Here is a 15,546-nt window from a genome sequence, read left to right on the forward strand (position 1 = left end):
ACGTGAAGAGCCTTTTCAGCCGCCGGCCACATCTGATCCTGGCGGTACTCGGAGCCTATTTTCTGCTCCACCTGATCGTGCGGCTCAGCATTCCCAATGCGCTGGAGCTCGACGAGGCGGAGCAGATGCTGCTCTCGCAATGGTTCGCTTTCGGCTATAATTCGCAGCCGCCCTTCTACAACTGGATGCAGTACGGCATGACATCGCTCGTCGGTGTGTCGCTGTTTTCGCTGTCGTTCCTCAAATGCACCATGCTGTTCCTCTCCTACGTCTTCTACTGGCTGACGGCGCGGTTGACATTGAAGAACAGCAGCCTGGTGGTGGTGGCGACGCTCGGCCTGCTCACCGTGCCGCAGGTCGTCTTCGAGGCGCAGCGCGATCTGACGCATTCGGTGGCGACGATCTTTGCCGGCTCGCTGTTCCTCTACGGCTTTTTCCGAACGCTGAAGACGCCCTCGGCAATCTCCTATGCCATCGTCGGCATCGCGACCGGCATCGGCATCATATCGAAGTATAATTTCGCGCTTCTCCCCGCCGCCGCTCTGGTCGCCGCCCTCGTCGACACCGATTTCCGCAAGCGGCTCTTCGACTGGCGGCTAATCCTGACAATCGTCTTGTCAATCGCGATCGTTCTGCCGCATGCGCTCTGGTTCCTGCAACATCTCGACCTTGCCGTCGATCGCACGCTGCACAAGATGACCGGTGAAGAAGATGGCTTTTTGTCACAGGTAGCGACCGGCTTTTTCCGCTTCATCTCCGCGATGATCGGCATCGCCGGCCTCTCGGTCGTCATCTTTCTGGCGCTCTTTGCCAAATCGCTGCCGGCAATGTGGCGTGCGTCCAGCCACTGGACAAGAATTGCAGGTCGCATCCTGCTGATCGAGATCGGCGCCATTGCGCTGATGATCCTGCTTGCAGGCGTCGACAACGTCGCCGACCGATGGCTGACGCCGCTGTTCCTCATCCTGCCGCTCTATATCTGCATGAAGGCCGAAAGTGCCGAAGTCGATGCAGGGGCGCCGCTGCGCAAATCGATCGCTGTCGGTGGTGTCATCATGGGTGCAGTGCTGGCCGTGCTCGCCATGCGCGCCTATTATGGCCCGCTCTTCGGCAAGTATCAGCGGCTGAACATCCCGTACGCGAGCTTCGCCGAGACGATCCGGAAGGACATCGGCGGCGAGCCGGGGCTCATCGTCGGATACGATCCGCATTTGGACGGCAATATGCGGCTGCAGATGCCCGGCACCCCGGTGCAGTCCTATTTCTATCCGGACTTCAAGCCGACGTTCCAGCTCGATGCGAAACACCCCGTCGTTTTCGTCTGGCGAGATGACAAGGGCAAAACGCCCCCTGCCTGGCCAGATTACTATTTCAAGGACGTCATCGCGCAAAATGGCTTGAAGCAGCCGGAAATCCACGTCGTCAGCCTGCCCTATATCTACGGTCGGCCTGGCGACACCTATCAGTTCGCTTACGCCGTCGCCTATCCCTAGGCTCGCAACTCCTTCCAGGCAGCATCCAACGCAATCCTGGCGATACGCGCCAACTCGTCGACCTCCTCATGGCTGATGACGAGCGGCGGGGAGGCCAGCATGCGGTCGCCGGTGGCGCGCAGAACGAGGCCGTTTGCGAGAGCATGATTGCGCACCAGCGCGCCGATCTGATCGGCCTTTTCGAAGCGGGTGCGGGTCTTCTTGTCAGCGGCGAGCTGCAGGCCACCCATCAAGCCGATGCTTTGCGCCTCGCCGACGAAATCGTGCTCGGCAAGGGCGCCCCATTTCTTGGCGAAATAGGGGCCGATATCGTCGCGCACACGCTCGACCAGCTTCTCCTCCTCCAGGATGCGCAGGTTTTCAAGCGCTGCGGCAGCGCAGACCGGGTGGCCGGAATAGGTGAAGCCGTGATTGAAATCGCCGACCTCGTTGATCAGCACGTCGGCAATGCGATCGCTGACGAGCACGCCGCCGATCGGCAGGTAACCCGAGGAAAGTCCCTTGGCGATCGGCGCGAAATCCGGCTCGACGCCGAAATATTGATGGCCGAACCATTCGCCGAGGCGACCGAAGCCGCAGATGACTTCGTCAGTAACCAGCAGGATGTTGCGCGCCTTGCAGATGCGATCGATCTCCGGCCAGTAGGTCTCCGGCGGAATGATGACACCGGCCGCACCCTGGATTGGCTCGGCGACGAAGGCTGCGATATTCTCCTCGCCCAGCTCATCGATCTTGGCGTCCAGCTCACGGGCAACCTTCAGGCCGAATTCGGCAGGCGAGAGATCGCCACCCTCGCCATACCAATAGGGCTGGCCGATATGGACGATGCCAGGAATCGGCAGGTCGCCCTGCTCGTGCATGTATTTCATGCCGCCGAGGCTGGCGCCGGCAACCGTCGAGCCGTGATAGCCGTTGCGCCGTGCAATGACCGTCTTCTTCTGGGGCTTGCCGACGGCTGCCCAATAGACGCGGGCCATGCGGAACCAGGTGTCGTTCGCCTCCGAGCCTGAGCCGGTGAAGAAGATGTGGTTGAAGTGCGGCCCGGCCTTGGACGTCACCTTCTGAGCCAGCAGGGTCGCCGGCGGCGAAGTCGTGCCGAAGAAAGTGTTGTAATAGGGAAGCTCGTTCATCTGGCGGGCCACGGCATCGGCAATTTCCCTGCGGCCATAGCCGATATTGACGCACCAGAGGCCGGCGAAGCCATCGAGATACTTTCTGCCGTGGTTATCGAAAATATGCACACCCTCGCCGCGCTGGATGATGCGCGTGCCTTCGGCATTCAGCTTCCTCATGTCGGAGAAGGGATGCAGATGATGAGCGGCATCGATCGCAGCAAGATTGGACAGCGGGTAAGTATCGGACATGATTAGACCTTCGGATTGAAAGGCTTTGACTGATGGTTTACGACCTTGGCCTTCTGCGAGAGGATTTTCAAGGTCATGGCGAGCAACGGCAAAGAGGCTGAAGCGGGCGATCCGCGTTTCGAGATTTTGATTGTCGGCATGAATGGCGATCTGCGCGGCAAGCAGCTTCCGCTCTCGGCCGAAAAGAAGGTCTGGGCGGGCGATATCCGCCTGCCGACCTCCACGCAGTCTCTCGATATCTGGGGTGACGACAATGACGACATCACCGGCCTGTCGCTGACGATCGGCGATCCCGACGGCAATGCCATCCCCGACAAGCGCAGCCTGACTCCGGTGCCCTGGGCGCCCGAAGGATCCATGCAGGTGCTCGCCACCATGCACGAATTCGACGGCAGCCGCAGCTTCATGGATCCGCGCGGCATTCTCGCTTCCGTGCTTGAACGCTATGCCGAACGCGGGCTGACGCCCGTCGTCGCGACCGAGCTGGAATTCTATGTGATCGAGGAGAACTGGCGTGAGACGGGCATTCCCTCCCCGCCTGCAAGCCTTACCTATCGCGGCGATCCGAACGGTTTCCAGCTGTATGACATGAGCGCTGTCGATGCACTCGACAGCTATCTTCAGACGCTGCGTGCCTATGCCAAGGCGATGAACCTGCCGGCGGAGGCGACGACGGCGGAGTTCGGCCCCGGCCAGTTCGAAGTGAACCTGCTGCACCGGCCCGATGCGCTGGCTGCGGCCGACGACTGCCTTTACCTGAAGCGCATTGCCGAGCAGGCGGCGCGCAAGCACGGTCTGAAATCCACCTGCATGGCCAAGCCCTATTCGGACCATGCCGGATCGGGTCTGCATGTGCATGCGAGCATCATCGACAGGGATGGAAACAATATTCTCGATGCCAAAGGCGACGAGCCCAAGCTTTTAAAATCGGTGACGGCAGGAATGCTACAGACCATGCAGGAGGCGCAGCTTGTCTTCGCGCCCTTTGCCAATTCCTATCGCCGTTTCCAGCCGGGATCCTTCGCGCCGACCGACCTCACCTGGGGCAGCGGGCATCGCGGCACGGCAATCCGCATTCCTGACAGCAACGGGCCGGCGGCGCGCATCGAACACCGCGTGGCGGGTGCCGATGCCAATCCGTATCTTCTGCTCGCAGCCATTCTCGGCGGCATGCTGCTCGGCATCGACGGAGATCTCGATCCCGGCGAGGAAACGACGCCCGCCTATGCACCACCGGGCGCGAAGCGTCTGACCCATGATTTTCTGACGGCGGTAGACGCCTTCCGGCAGTCGGCCTTCATCGCCAATATCTTCGGCGATAAGTATCGGAAGCTGTATGGCGATACGAAGTACAAGGAAGCAATAGCGTACCTGCGCACGGTGTCGGATTTCGACTATCGCACCTATCTTGCGCGCCTCTAGGGTCGGGCCTCTGGCATCAACTGCCAAGAGCCGCACCTTGCCGAAGAACTCCGCAACCGCATTCAGACACATGTCATTCGCCGGCGTCGCTCTCTCTGAGGGTCAGGCCGCCGGCTCGCGCCGCTCTCCCTCGCCTTCCTGTACGGCCAATCCCTGCTTGACAAGGACCTTCAATTCGCCGGGATGCAACTTGACGGTGACATCACGCTCCAGCGGCAGAAGCTCGCCGTCCATCACGCAATTCGCCTTGGCGCGCAGCTTCGGGAAGTGCAGATGCACCTCGGCCGGGTGCAGGACCATGACCGCATCGTTTTCCCGGAACTTGCCGCGCAGCATGTCGATCGCCAATCGTGCGACGCCGAGCGGTTTCAGCGGTTTTGCCGTGTAGAAGCCGAGTTCGCCGCTGCGCAGATTGTCGGCATAGAGCAGTGCGTTCTCGCCGAAGGGATTGTTCGAGACTGAGATCGCCGAGACGCGTCGGGTTTCTCGCATACCGGCGGCCTCGAAACTCACCTCGAATTCCGGCGGGTTGAACACGACGCCGAAGGCGGCGCGGGTGCTGGCGCGCATTTTTCCAAGACGGGAGCGGTAGCTGTAGGAATTGCGGTAGCGCACCATGCGCGCATGCAAACCGGCGGAAAACTGGTGGATGAACGGCCTTCCGTTGGCGCTGGCGATATCGACATTGTCCAGTTCACCGAAAGCGAGCACATCGAGGGCCTGCCAGATATCGAGCGGCACTTTCAGCGAGCGGGCAAAGAGATTCATGGTGCCGGCCGGCACGACGCCAAGCGCCACCCCGTTCTTCCAGGCGATGGATGCAGCGGCTGAGATCGTGCCGTCCCCGCCGCCGGCTACGATACCGTCGATATCGTCGCGCCGTGCGGCACGCTCCATGGCGGGAACGATCTCGCTGCCGGAAAAGACGATCGCCTCGAAATCATGCCCGGCATCGCGGAAGACCTCCTCCGCGCGCTTCTCATAGGCCTGCATGTCCGTCGTTCTGAAGGTACCGCCGTCGCGATTGAAAAAGCCGACGAGCCTCATGAGGTGATTGTTTCCTATCCTCTCTGTCCCTGCCCTCAAGAGATGGTTGATGCACCTGCGATTTCAAGCCGGACGGTTTGCCCCGTCACATCGCCGAAACGTAAATATTGCAATGGACGTATGCGGATAGCAGGACGCTGCACTGCAAAAAAAGCACTCGACGCGTTCAGCTTTGCGTTCAATAAATGGAAAACTGGAGGTCACAGGACCTCCACCTCCCGCCATTTCTGCCTGCCAATTCCAAATGACCGGTTCTGCGCTCAACGCCAGCGGCCATTGCCAAGCTTAGACCCTCCGAGGACCGCCCGTGAGCCAGGTTGCCGTCAACGATTCCGTCGATTCCGAACCGGAGGCAGCCCTGCCCTCGGCCATGACCGTCGCACTGGTGCAGCTGGCGCTCGCCGCCGGCGGCTTCGGCATCGGTACCGGCGAATTCGCGATCATGGGCCTGCTGCCAAACGTCGCCGATACTTTTTCGGTCACGACCCCGCAGGCCGGTTATGTCATCAGCGCCTATGCCCTTGGCGTCGTCATCGGCGCGCCCGTCATTGCCGTGCTTGCCGCCAAGATGGCACGGCGCACGCTGCTGCTTTGCCTCATGATGCTCTTTGCTGTCGGCAACATCCTGAGCGCCGTCGCGCCGACATTCGAAAGCTTCGCAGTGTTGCGTTTCGTCACCGGCCTGCCGCATGGCGCCTATTTCGGTGTCGCAGCGCTCGTCGCCGCTTCCATGGTGCCGGTTCATCGCCGCGCGCGGGCTGTCGGCCGCGTCATGCTCGGCCTGACGGTCGCAACCCTGCTCGGCACGCCGCTGACCACCTTTTTCGGCCAGGTGCTCGACTGGCAGGTGGCCTTTCTCACTGTCGGCATCATCGGTCTCGTGACGGTCGCCCTCATCTGGTTCTACGTACCGCATGACAAGGTTGCCGAAGGGGCAAGCGCATTGCGTGAACTCGGCGCGTTCCGCCGTCCGCAGATCCTTCTGACGCTTGGCATCGCCGCAGTCGGCTATGGCGGCATGTTCGCGATGTTCAGCTATATCGCCTCGACGACGACGCAGGTGGCGATGCTGCCGGAAACGGCCGTTGCGCTCATGCTCGTGCTCTTCGGCGTCGGCATGAATGCCGGCAATGTCATCGGTTCATGGCTTGCCGATAAGTCGCTGCTCGGCACGATCGGCGGCTCGCTGGTCTATAATATCGTTGTGCTGACGATGTTTTCTCTAACGGCTTCCAACCCCTACATGCTCGGGCTTTGCGTCTTCCTCGTCGGCTGCGGCTTTGCCGCCGGCCCTGCGCTGCAGACGCGGTTGATGGATGTCGCAGCCGATGCGCAGACACTGGCCGCCGCCTCCAATCACTCGGCCTTCAACATCGCCAACGCGCTCGGCGCATGGCTCGGCGGTCTTGTCATTGCAGCTGGCTATGGCTTTGCGGCGACCGGCTATGTCGGCGCCGTCCTGTCCTTCCTCGGCCTCTTCGTTTTCGCGGCCTCGCTACGCCTGGAGCTCCGCAGCCGGCTCGTTTAGAGCCTTTGCGATACGCAGTTCCCGGCCTTCCGGGCTGCAGAAAACGAATTCATCACCCCAGGCGGCAAGCGCCCGGATGACGGGTTTCAGCGTGGCGCCGAGCGGCGTCATCGCGTATTCGACGCGCGGCGGAACGACCGGGTAAACTGTTCGTGAGATCAGACCGGAGTCTTCGAGCTCGCGCAGCTGTTTCGTCAGCATGCGCTGGGTGATGGCAGGCAGGTGGCGTCTCAGCTCGTTGAAGCGCAAAGTCCTGTCCATCAGGTGGAAAAGGATCACTCCTTTCCACTTTCCATCGAGATAAGTCAGCGTCGCCTCGACCGGGCAACCAGGGAAATTCGTGACCAGCTTGGCGCGCGGCAGCGACATTTACAGTATCCTTTTTGGTACTACGTACAGAATTTGTGCATTCTTGCGTTGCCGGAACATAGGTCGCATCTAGCTCTCGTGCAATGAACACAGGAGTTTCAAAAGATGCGTGCCGTCGCCTATAAGATTCCACAGCCGATCACCGCCGAAACCTCGCTGATCGATGTCGAACTGCCCACACCCGAGGCCAAGGGCCATGATCTGCTCATTGAAATCAAGGCCGTCTCCGTCAACCCCGTCGACGTGAAGGTCCGCGCCAGCACGGCGCCGTCCGCCGACCAGTTGAAAGTGCTGGGCTTCGATGCTGCCGGTATCGTCAAGGCAGTCGGCTCGGATGTGACACTGTTCAAGCCGGGCGACGAGGTCTTCCATTCCGGCATCATCAATCGCCCCGGCTCGAATGCCGAATTCCAGCTCGTGGACGAGCGTATTGTTGGCCGCAAACCCAAAAGCCTCGACTTCGCAGCGGCGGCCGCGCTGCCGCTGACCTCGATCACCGCCTACGAAATGCTGTTCGACCGGCTGCGCGTGTCTGATCCGGTCTCGGGCGCGGCCCCTGCCCTGCTCATTATCGGAGGTGCGGGCGGTGTCGGCTCGATCGCCATCCAGATCGCCCGCGCGCTGACGGACCTCACGGTCATCGCCACGGCCTCGCGTCCGGAAACGCAAGCCTGGGTCAGGGAACTCGGCGCCCATCACGTTATCGACCACTCGCAGCCGATCGCGCCGCAAGTTGCAGCGCTCGGAGCCGGCGCGCCGGGCTTCATCTTCTCGACCACGAATACGGACAAGCATGTCGCCGATATTGTCGAGGTGCTCGCCCCGCAAGGCCGTTTCGGGCTGATCGACGATCCCAAGACCTTCGATATCGTTCCCTTCAAGCGCAAGGCGGCTTCGGTTCACTGGGAGCTGATGTTCACCCGTCCGCTCTTTGGCACGCCTGACATGATCGAACAGCATAAGATCCTGAACAGGATTTCCGAGCTGGTCGACAATGGCAAGATCCGCACGACGCTGTCGGAGACCGTCGGTACGATCAACGCCGCGAACCTGAAAAAGGCACATGCGATGGTCGAAAGCGGCAAGATGAAGGGCAAGGCGGTTCTCGCCGGATTCTGACGCCGAAAACCGGCCTTTTCCGACGCTCGAAATATTGCGTAAAGGATGCTGACTTATAATGCCGCGCCGAGGGTGCGGCATTCTGGCGTTAAGCATTTAAGCAACTTGACTTTTTCCGCATTCGGGACCACCTAGTGTGACACGTGGATGACGCATGTCGTGCACGGATATCAACGGAGCCATCATCACGATGCCAAGCGACAGTAGCAGTCGATTGCCTTTGCCGTACGCGGCCGTCGTGCGCTGACCTGGACGCTCCAGGCTCGCCCGTTCGGACGCTACGGCGGATCGACGGAAAGGCGAGCCAATGAATATCAATCGCTTCCCCCTGCGGGCCGGCTATGCCGCCCGTGCCTTCATGAATAACAGCCGTGTCGCGACCATCGCCGAGCGCGTGGAATCGCTGAACGGGCTCGCCCCGGCAGAAGCAGGCCGCATCCTTTCGCGGATGCCGCAGGACTATGCCGTCAACATTCTCGACCGCCCTGAGCTGCGCAATGCGCCTGCCATTCTGGCGCTGATGGACAGCACGGATTCGGCCCGCCTGCTGCACGGCATGTCGAACGACCGCGTCGCCGACGTCCTGCTGGAGCTCGACGTCAATGACCGCGTGCGCCTGTTCTCCAGCCTAGAAGAACCCGTCCGCGTTGCCATCCAGCATCTGATGGGCTATCCGCCGCGCACGGCCGGCAGCATCATGACGACGGAATTCGTCAGCGTGCCCGACGACTGGACCGTTGCCCAGACGCTGGACCATGTGCGGCAGGTCGAGCGCTCGCGCGAAACCGTCTATGCCATCTATGTCCTTGACCATAACTCCGGCACGCTGATGCATGTGGTGACGCTGCGCCGCCTCATCACCGGCGAGCCCGATGCCTCGATCCTGTCCGTTGCTCAGAAGGGCACGCCGGTTTCGGCCAATGCACTGATGAAGCAGGAGGATGTCGCACGGCTGATCCGTAAGCACGACCTCCTGGCGCTGCCCGTCGTCGATGACCATGGCATGGTGCTCGGCATCGTCACGGTCGATGACGTCATCGACACGATGATTGCTGATACGACCGAAGCTGCTCAGAAGTTCGGCGGCATGGAAGCGCTCGGCAAGCCCTATATGAAGATCACCTTCGGCGGCATGATCCGCAAGCGGGCGGGCTGGCTTTGCGCCCTCTTCCTCGGCGAAATGCTGACGGCAAGCGCCATGCAGCATTTCGAAGGCGAGCTGGAAAAAGCCGTCGTGCTGACGCTCTTCATTCCACTGATCATGAGCTCCGGCGGCAATTCCGGCTCGCAAGCGACCTCGCTCATCATCCGGGCGCTCGCCGTCGGCGAACTGAAGCTCTCCGACTGGTGGCGGGTGCTGCTGCGCGAACTGCCGACGGGCGTCACGCTCGGTGCCATCCTCGGGCTCGTTGGCATGATCCGCGTTATCTTCTGGCAGACGGCCGGGCTCTACGATTACGGCCCGCACTGGCAATTGGTCAGCCTGACGGTCTTTGCCGCACTTGTCGGCATCGTCACCTTCGGCTCCATGTCGGGTTCGATGCTGCCGTTCCTGTTGCAGAAACTCAGGCTCGATCCGGCAACGGCCTCGGCTCCGTTCGTTGCCACGCTGGTCGATGTCACCGGGCTCGTCATCTACTTCTCGGTGGCGCTGCTGATCCTCAGCGGGACACTGCTGTAGACCCGGCTTCAGATTTCAGGCCGGCCGGCCTGAAATCCTCCGCATCGAGAGCTTTGTTCTGATGCAATTCGGACGAGGTCTTCAATGCCTGCATAGGATGCATAGGATGCATAGGCAGTTTTACACGCTCTATAGGAAATGTCGGATACACATCTGTCATGTCATCATCTGACATTTCCCACACGGCGTACAAAAAATCCTATGCATCCTATGCATCCTATGCAGAGAGCCATTGATCCGGTTCGTTCTGTGCAAGATCAGCTCCATCTCATCGCTTCAACGCATAGCGACGGCGTCGATGCCGATGTGGTCGGCATATTCGGCGGCGTGATCGAGATCGTGGAAGACCATGATGGTGGTGCGTCGACTTTCGGGGGCATCAACTGCCTTCGGGCAGCTTCAGCGGTCCATGTGTCTTGATGCTGCGGATAGCGAAATTCGACCTGATATCCGTGACGTTCGGCAGAGTCAGCAGCGTCTCCGTCAGCAACCGCTCGTAGGCGGAGAGATCTTCGACCACCACTTCCGCCAGGAAGTCCGCCGTGCCTGAAATCAGGAAGCAGGAGACGATCTCGGGAATGGCGAGCAGTGCTGCCTGCTGCGCCTCGGAATTCTCCTTGCTGTGACGGGCGACCTTGAACTCGACGAAGACGGTGAGACCAAGGCCGACCTCCTTGCGGTCGATATCGGCCGTATAGCGGCGGATGACGCCGAGCTTTTCAAGGTTGCGGATGCGGCGCAGGCAAGGTGACGGCGAGAGGTTCACCTTCTCGGCGATTTCGACATTGGTGGCACGCGCATCCTCCTGCAGGCACTTCAGGATGGCGATATCGAATTTATCGAGATTTGGCATAATTGCGAAACTCGCCGGCATGAATTGGCAGAACATTGCGCGTATCATGTTTTTCGAGCCATAGATAGCAAGGACATGCTTCGGCGCTTGGCGCTAATGTTCTTTTCAACCGGACGACATCCGGAACGGAGGAAAGGACAGAACGATGAGCACGATCGCATTTTCCAATGAGAAGTCACCTTCGCAGGGACTGGGTTATGCCGCCGGCACCGTGACGGTGCTGATCTGGTCGACATGGTTTCTGGCGACGCGCCACAGCGCTGCGACGCCGCTCGGCTCGCTCGATATCGGCCTCATCCGCTTCGGCATTCCGGCACTCGCACTTTCGCCTGTCTGGATGAAAACCGGCTTGTTGCCGAAGGGCCTGCCGCTGCATCTGCTGGCGATCATGGTCGCCGGCTGCGGCGCGATCTTCTTCCTGGTGACGACGCTTGCCATTCATTCCACACCGGCCGCCTCGTCAGGCATCCTGCTCGGCGGCTCCATGCCGCTCGCCACCGCCTTGATCGGCATTCTGCTCTTCGGCGAACGGCCGGATGCCACGCGGATTGCCGGGCTAATAGCGATCGTCGCCGGTGTGCTGATCCTGCTGGTGCGCAGCCTTGCCGATGCTTCCCTGCCCTGGACGAGCTTCGTGCTGCTGCCGGCAGGCGCCGTTCTCTGGGCAAGCTATACCCATGCCTTCCGCCGCTCGGGTCTGACGGCCATTCAGGCGAGCGCGCTGATCGCGGTCTGGTCCTTCCTGATCATGGCTGCGCTGGCACTGGTCTTCGGCATCTCGCTGCCGCAAGCCTCGCTTCCGGACGTCGGCTTGCAGGTGCTGAGCCAGGGCATTCTTTCCGGTCTCGTTGCCATGGTCGCCTATGGCACGGCGGTGCGCACCCTGGGCGGAACACAGGCTGCCGCCTTTACAGCACTGACGCCGGTGCTGGCCACGCTCGGCGGCGGCTTCCTGCTCGGCGAGCAGATGGGCCTTGCCGAAATCAGTGCCGCCGTGATCACCGGCATCGGTGTCGCACTTTCGACCGGCATCGCTGCCAAGCGCCGCTGAGCATTCGCCCAAAACAAAGCCGCCGACAGCGATCCGCTGCGGCGGCTTTTTGTATACCTGTTCGGGCCTAAGCCTCAGGCTGCCGCCTGGATGACGACGACCCTGGCGCCAACTTCGACGCGGCTGTAGAGGTCGATCACATCGTGGTTCATCATGCGGATGCAGCCGCTCGACATGGCAAGGCCGATTGATTGCGGCTGGTTGGTGCCGTGGATCCGAAAATGCGTGTCGTTACCGCCGCGATAGAGATACATGGCGCGCGCACCGAGCGGATTGTTCGGGCCGCCCGGCATGCCGGCGGCAAGCTTGCGATAACGCTCCTCGCGACGCTGCATGTTTTCCGTTGGCGTCCAGCTCGGCCATTCCGCCTTGCGGCCGACATAGGCATTGCCGGCGAAGGCAAGACCCTCGCGGCCGACACCGACGCCGTAACGCATCGCGCGGCCATCCCCGATAATGTAATAGGCCCGCCGCGCCGGCGTATCGACGATGATAGTGCCCGGCGCATAGTCGCCCTCATAGGCGACTTCGGTGCGACGCAGCTCCGGCTTGATCTGATCGATGGGCACCTGCCTCAGCGGGAATTTCTCATCCGGAAGGGCGGCATAATTCGTCTGGCTGTTCAGAGTGGTCGAAGAGCAACCGGCGACAAAGAGGGGCAGAGCGATCAGGAAGCCCCGGCGCGAGATCGTCATGAACGTGTCCTTAGTGCGTCAAGAAGATGTCGCAAGCTAAGGAGATTATGGTTAATGAAATGATAAATGAGCGGAACGAAAAGAGATAACGAATGCGTTATCAGGTATAAGCAGCGCACTACTCGACGATTGCCTGAGAGTTACTCGACAGCGCAGGAAAATTCTCATCACCTTTTCGGCGCCGGATTTACGGCGCCGAAAACCACGCGACCTTACATATTCGGATAGACCGGCCCTTCGCCACCTTGCGGGGGCACCCAGTTGATGTTCTGGTTGGGGTCCTTGATGTCGCAGGTCTTGCAGTGGACGCAGTTCTGGGCGTTGATGACGAAGGTCTCTTCGCCGTCATTTTCCACCCATTCGTAGACCCCGGCCGGACAGTAGCGGGTCGACGGGCCGGCATAGACGCCGAGCTCGGAAGATTTCTGCAGCGCCATGTCCTTCACCTGAAGATGGACCGGCTGGTCCTCTTCATGGTTGGTGTTCGACAGGAAGACGGAGGACAGGCGGTCGAAGGTCAGCACACCATCCGGCTTCGGATAGTCGATCTTCCTGTGCTGCGAGGCAGGCTCCAGCGAGGCGGCGTCGGTCTTGCCATGACCAAGGGTGCCGAAGAAGGAGAAGCCGAAGAGCTGGTTCGTCCACATGTCGAGACCGCCGAGAGCCACGCCGACGGCCGTGCCGAACTTCGACCAGAGCGGCTTGACGTTGCGCACGCGCTTCAGGTCCTTGCCGATATCGCTCTTGCGCCAGTCGTTTTCGATCTCGACCACTTCGTCATTGGCACGGCCCGATGCAATCGCTGCGGCGATACGGTCAGCCGCCATCATGCCTGAGAGCACGGCATTGTGGCTGCCCTTGATGCGCGGCACGTTGACGAAACCCGCCGAACAGCCGATCAGCGCACCGCCAGGGAAGGAAAGCTTCGGCACCGACTGATAGCCGCCTTCGGTGATGGCGCGCGCACCATAGGAGAGGCGCTTGCCGCCCTCGAAGGTACCGCGGATCGCCGGATGCGTCTTGAAGCGCTGGAATTCCTCGAAGGGGTAGAGATAGGGGTTCTTGTAGTTCAGGTGGACGACGAAGCCGACGGCGACGAGATTGTCTTCCAGGTGATAGAGGAACGAGCCGCCACCCGTCGACATGCCGAGAGGCCAGCCGAAGGAATGCTGCACGAGGCCTCGGCTGTGGTTCTCGGGCTTCACCTCCCAGAGCTCTTTGATGCCGATGCCGAATTTCTGCGGCTCGCGATCCTTCTGCAAGTCGAACTTGGCGATCAGCTGCTTGGCGAGTGAACCGCGCACACCCTCTCCAACAAGCACATATTTGCCCATGAGCGCCATGCCACGCGCATAGTTCGGGCCGGGCTCGCCATTTTTCTCGATGCCCATGTCGCCCGTCGCAACACCGATGACGGCGCCCTCATCGTTGTAGAGCACTTCGGTGGCGGCAAAGCCGGGATAGATCTCGACGCCGAGTTCCTCCGCCTTCGTCGCCAGCCAGCGACAGACAAGCCCAAGCGATACGATGTAATTGCCATGATTGCTCATCAGCGGCGGCATCATGATGTTCGGCAGACGGATGGAACCGGCCGGGCCGAGCAGCAGGAAATGATCGTCCTTGACTTCGGTCTTGAAGGGATGGTCGCTTTCGCTGCGCCAGCCGGGCAGCAGGCGGTCGATACCGATGGGGTCGACGACGGCGCCGGAGAGGATATGGGCGCCGACTTCAGCGCCCTTTTCCAGGACGACGACGGAAAGTTCCGGATTGACCTGCTTCAGGCGGATGGCGGCCGAAAGGCCGGCCGGACCGGCGCCGACGATCACCACGTCGAATTCCATGCTCTCGCGTTCCGGCAGCTCAGTCATTTCAGTCATCAATCCGTCTCCGCTCGGCCTTCTCAAGGCCGTTCATCCCCATTCTAAGCTATTCTCTTGTCAAAACCGGAAAACATTGTCGAGCCGGGAAGCGACAGCCAATCCTCCAATTCGCACAATGATATTCCCTAACACAAAAGATTATATAACGCTTACGTTAACGTCAATTATTTGAGGGCCGTGAAAGCGCCTCTTCGAGCTTTTCTTTCACGGGACTTGCGCCTTATAGAGAGGCGACAGGAAATGGAGGAAGTCATGGATCTCGGCATCAAAGGCAAACGCGCACTCGTACTGGCTTCCTCGCGCGGCCTCGGGCTCGGCATTGCGAAGGCGCTGGCGCAGGAAGGGGCAAACGTTCTCCTTTGCGGCCGCAGCGGCGAGCAGCTCGAAACCAATTGCAAGGCGATCAACGCCGAAGGCAAAGGCAAGGCCGACTGGATTTGGGCCGACCTTTCCGATGATAATTTCGTCCAGACCGTCACGGCTGCCGTCCAGGAGAAGTTCGGCGGGCTCGATATCCTCGTCAACAATACCGGTGGCCCGACGCCCGGCACGACCGAGGACATGACGCCGGAAAAGCTCGAAACCTATTTCCTTTCGATGGTGGCGCGCGTCATCACGCTCACCAACGCGCTTCTTCCCGGCATGAAGGCGCAGGGCTGGGGTCGCATTTTGACGGTCGCCTCTTCAGGCGTGATCGAGCCGATCGCCAATCTGGCGCTGTCGAACACGCTGCGCCCGGCCCTTGCCGGCTGGAGCAAGACGCTGGCATCGGAAGTGGCCGGCCATGGCGTCACCACCAACCTGCTGCTGCCCGGCAGCATCCTCACCGCGCGGCTCGACGATCTCGATGGTGCCGCCGCAAAGCGGACCGGCAAGAGCGTCGAAGACATCCGCACAGAGAAGAAAGCGCGCATTCCGGTCGGGCGGTACGGCAAGGTCGAGGAATTCGCCGCAACGGCCGCCTTCCTCTGCAGCCAGCCGGCAAGTTACATCACCGGCTCGCTGATCCGTTGCGACGGCGGTGCGGCGCGTTCCGTCTGACTG

Annotated in this window: 13 protein-coding genes; 7 read left to right on the plus strand and 6 right to left on the minus strand. The window is 60.9% G+C overall.

Going from position 1 to position 15,546, the window contains the following annotated elements; translation table 11 throughout:
- The first annotated feature begins 2 nt into the window (after positions 1–2).
- Positions 3–1,493 carry a glycosyltransferase family 39 protein gene (locus FHT78_RS13580; RefSeq protein ID WP_183744512.1) on the plus strand — a complete coding sequence of 497 codons (1,491 nt, stop codon included), beginning with the start codon at positions 3–5 and terminating at the stop codon, positions 1,491–1,493.
- On the opposite strand, the gene FHT78_RS13585 is transcribed toward FHT78_RS13580, so the two are convergent.
- Positions 1,490–2,857, minus strand: coding sequence for an aspartate aminotransferase family protein (locus tag FHT78_RS13585; protein ID WP_183744514.1), 1,368 nt, complete (start codon positions 2,855–2,857; stop codon positions 1,490–1,492). The two genes, FHT78_RS13580 and FHT78_RS13585, sit on opposite strands and share 4 nt — an antisense overlap.
- Positions 2,858–2,932: 75 nt before the next feature.
- On the opposite strand from FHT78_RS13585, the gene FHT78_RS13590 reads away from it, so the two are divergent.
- Positions 2,933–4,279, plus strand: a complete 1,347-nt coding sequence (locus tag FHT78_RS13590) for a glutamine synthetase family protein (RefSeq protein WP_183744516.1) — start codon at positions 2,933–2,935, stop codon at positions 4,277–4,279.
- 102 nt (positions 4,280–4,381) lie between these two features.
- On the opposite strand, the gene FHT78_RS13595 is transcribed toward FHT78_RS13590, so the two are convergent.
- Positions 4,382–5,326 carry a diacylglycerol kinase family protein gene (locus FHT78_RS13595; RefSeq protein WP_183744518.1) on the minus strand — a complete coding sequence of 315 codons (945 nt, stop codon included), beginning with the start codon at positions 5,324–5,326 and terminating at the stop codon, positions 4,382–4,384.
- Between the two features lie 307 nt (positions 5,327–5,633).
- Here FHT78_RS13595 and FHT78_RS13600 point away from each other — a divergent pair, with 307 nt between their 5' ends.
- Complete coding sequence (locus FHT78_RS13600; RefSeq protein WP_183744520.1) at positions 5,634–6,854, plus strand: MFS transporter; 1,221 nt, start codon at positions 5,634–5,636, stop codon at positions 6,852–6,854.
- Here FHT78_RS13600 and FHT78_RS13605 read toward each other — a convergent pair.
- A complete protein-coding gene (locus tag FHT78_RS13605; RefSeq protein ID WP_183744522.1) occupies positions 6,822–7,223 on the minus strand; it encodes a helix-turn-helix domain-containing protein in 402 nt (133 codons plus the stop codon). The genes FHT78_RS13600 and FHT78_RS13605 overlap by 33 nt on opposite strands.
- A gap of 105 nt (positions 7,224–7,328) precedes the next feature.
- On the opposite strand from FHT78_RS13605, the gene FHT78_RS13610 reads away from it, so the two are divergent.
- Together FHT78_RS13610 and mgtE are read left to right on the plus strand one after the other, a co-directional pair.
- A complete protein-coding gene (locus tag FHT78_RS13610) occupies positions 7,329–8,342 on the plus strand; it encodes a zinc-binding alcohol dehydrogenase family protein (RefSeq protein WP_183744524.1) in 1,014 nt (337 codons plus the stop codon).
- A 307-nt stretch (positions 8,343–8,649) separates the two neighbouring features.
- Entirely contained in the window at positions 8,650–10,023 is a 1,374-nt protein-coding gene (gene mgtE / locus FHT78_RS13615) for a magnesium transporter (RefSeq protein WP_183744527.1), read from the plus strand.
- A gap of 379 nt (positions 10,024–10,402) precedes the next feature.
- On the opposite strand, the gene FHT78_RS13620 is transcribed toward mgtE, so the two are convergent.
- Positions 10,403–10,924 carry an Lrp/AsnC family transcriptional regulator gene (locus FHT78_RS13620; protein WP_183744530.1) on the minus strand — a complete coding sequence of 174 codons (522 nt, stop codon included), beginning with the start codon at positions 10,922–10,924 and terminating at the stop codon, positions 10,403–10,405.
- A 97-nt stretch (positions 10,925–11,021) separates the two neighbouring features.
- On the opposite strand from FHT78_RS13620, the gene FHT78_RS13625 reads away from it, so the two are divergent.
- Positions 11,022–11,927, plus strand: a complete 906-nt coding sequence (locus tag FHT78_RS13625; RefSeq protein ID WP_183744533.1) for a DMT family transporter — start codon at positions 11,022–11,024, stop codon at positions 11,925–11,927.
- Between the two features lie 74 nt (positions 11,928–12,001).
- Here the strand turns inward: FHT78_RS13625 and FHT78_RS13630 are convergent, their stop codons facing one another.
- Positions 12,002–12,622 (minus strand): L,D-transpeptidase, encoded by a 621-nt coding sequence (locus FHT78_RS13630; protein WP_183744536.1) that lies wholly within the window; start codon positions 12,620–12,622, stop codon positions 12,002–12,004.
- Between the two features lie 212 nt (positions 12,623–12,834).
- On the minus strand, positions 12,835–14,499 hold the full coding sequence (locus tag FHT78_RS13635) for an electron transfer flavoprotein-ubiquinone oxidoreductase (RefSeq protein WP_183744539.1): 1,665 nt from the start codon (positions 14,497–14,499) through the stop codon (positions 12,835–12,837).
- 255 nt (positions 14,500–14,754) lie between these two features.
- On the opposite strand from FHT78_RS13635, the gene FHT78_RS13640 reads away from it, so the two are divergent.
- Positions 14,755–15,543, plus strand: a complete 789-nt coding sequence (locus tag FHT78_RS13640; protein WP_183745354.1) for an SDR family oxidoreductase — start codon at positions 14,755–14,757, stop codon at positions 15,541–15,543.
- Positions 15,544–15,546: the final 3 nt, after the last annotated feature.

Source organism: Rhizobium sp. BK196 (genome assembly GCF_014193255.1).
In the GTDB taxonomy this organism is placed as follows: domain Bacteria; phylum Pseudomonadota; class Alphaproteobacteria; order Rhizobiales; family Rhizobiaceae; genus Rhizobium.

Coding starts and splice junctions, on each gene's coding strand:
- FHT78_RS13585 (WP_183744514.1), bottom strand. CDS start 2,857: ATGTCCGATACTTACCCGCTGTCCAATCTTGCTGCGATCGATGCCGCT.
- FHT78_RS13590 (WP_183744516.1), top strand. CDS start 2,933: ATGGCGAGCAACGGCAAAGAGGCTGAAGCGGGCGATCCGCGTTTCGAG.
- FHT78_RS13595 (WP_183744518.1), bottom strand. CDS start 5,326: ATGAGGCTCGTCGGCTTTTTCAATCGCGACGGCGGTACCTTCAGAACG.
- FHT78_RS13605 (WP_183744522.1), bottom strand. CDS start 7,223: ATGTCGCTGCCGCGCGCCAAGCTGGTCACGAATTTCCCTGGTTGCCCG.
- FHT78_RS13610 (WP_183744524.1), top strand. CDS start 7,329: ATGCGTGCCGTCGCCTATAAGATTCCACAGCCGATCACCGCCGAAACC.
- mgtE (WP_183744527.1), top strand. CDS start 8,650: ATGAATATCAATCGCTTCCCCCTGCGGGCCGGCTATGCCGCCCGTGCC.
- FHT78_RS13620 (WP_183744530.1), bottom strand. CDS start 10,924: ATGATACGCGCAATGTTCTGCCAATTCATGCCGGCGAGTTTCGCAATT.
- FHT78_RS13625 (WP_183744533.1), top strand. CDS start 11,022: ATGAGCACGATCGCATTTTCCAATGAGAAGTCACCTTCGCAGGGACTG.
- FHT78_RS13630 (WP_183744536.1), bottom strand. CDS start 12,622: ATGACGATCTCGCGCCGGGGCTTCCTGATCGCTCTGCCCCTCTTTGTC.
- FHT78_RS13635 (WP_183744539.1), bottom strand. CDS start 14,499: ATGACTGAAATGACTGAGCTGCCGGAACGCGAGAGCATGGAATTCGAC.
- FHT78_RS13640 (WP_183745354.1), top strand. CDS start 14,755: ATGGATCTCGGCATCAAAGGCAAACGCGCACTCGTACTGGCTTCCTCG.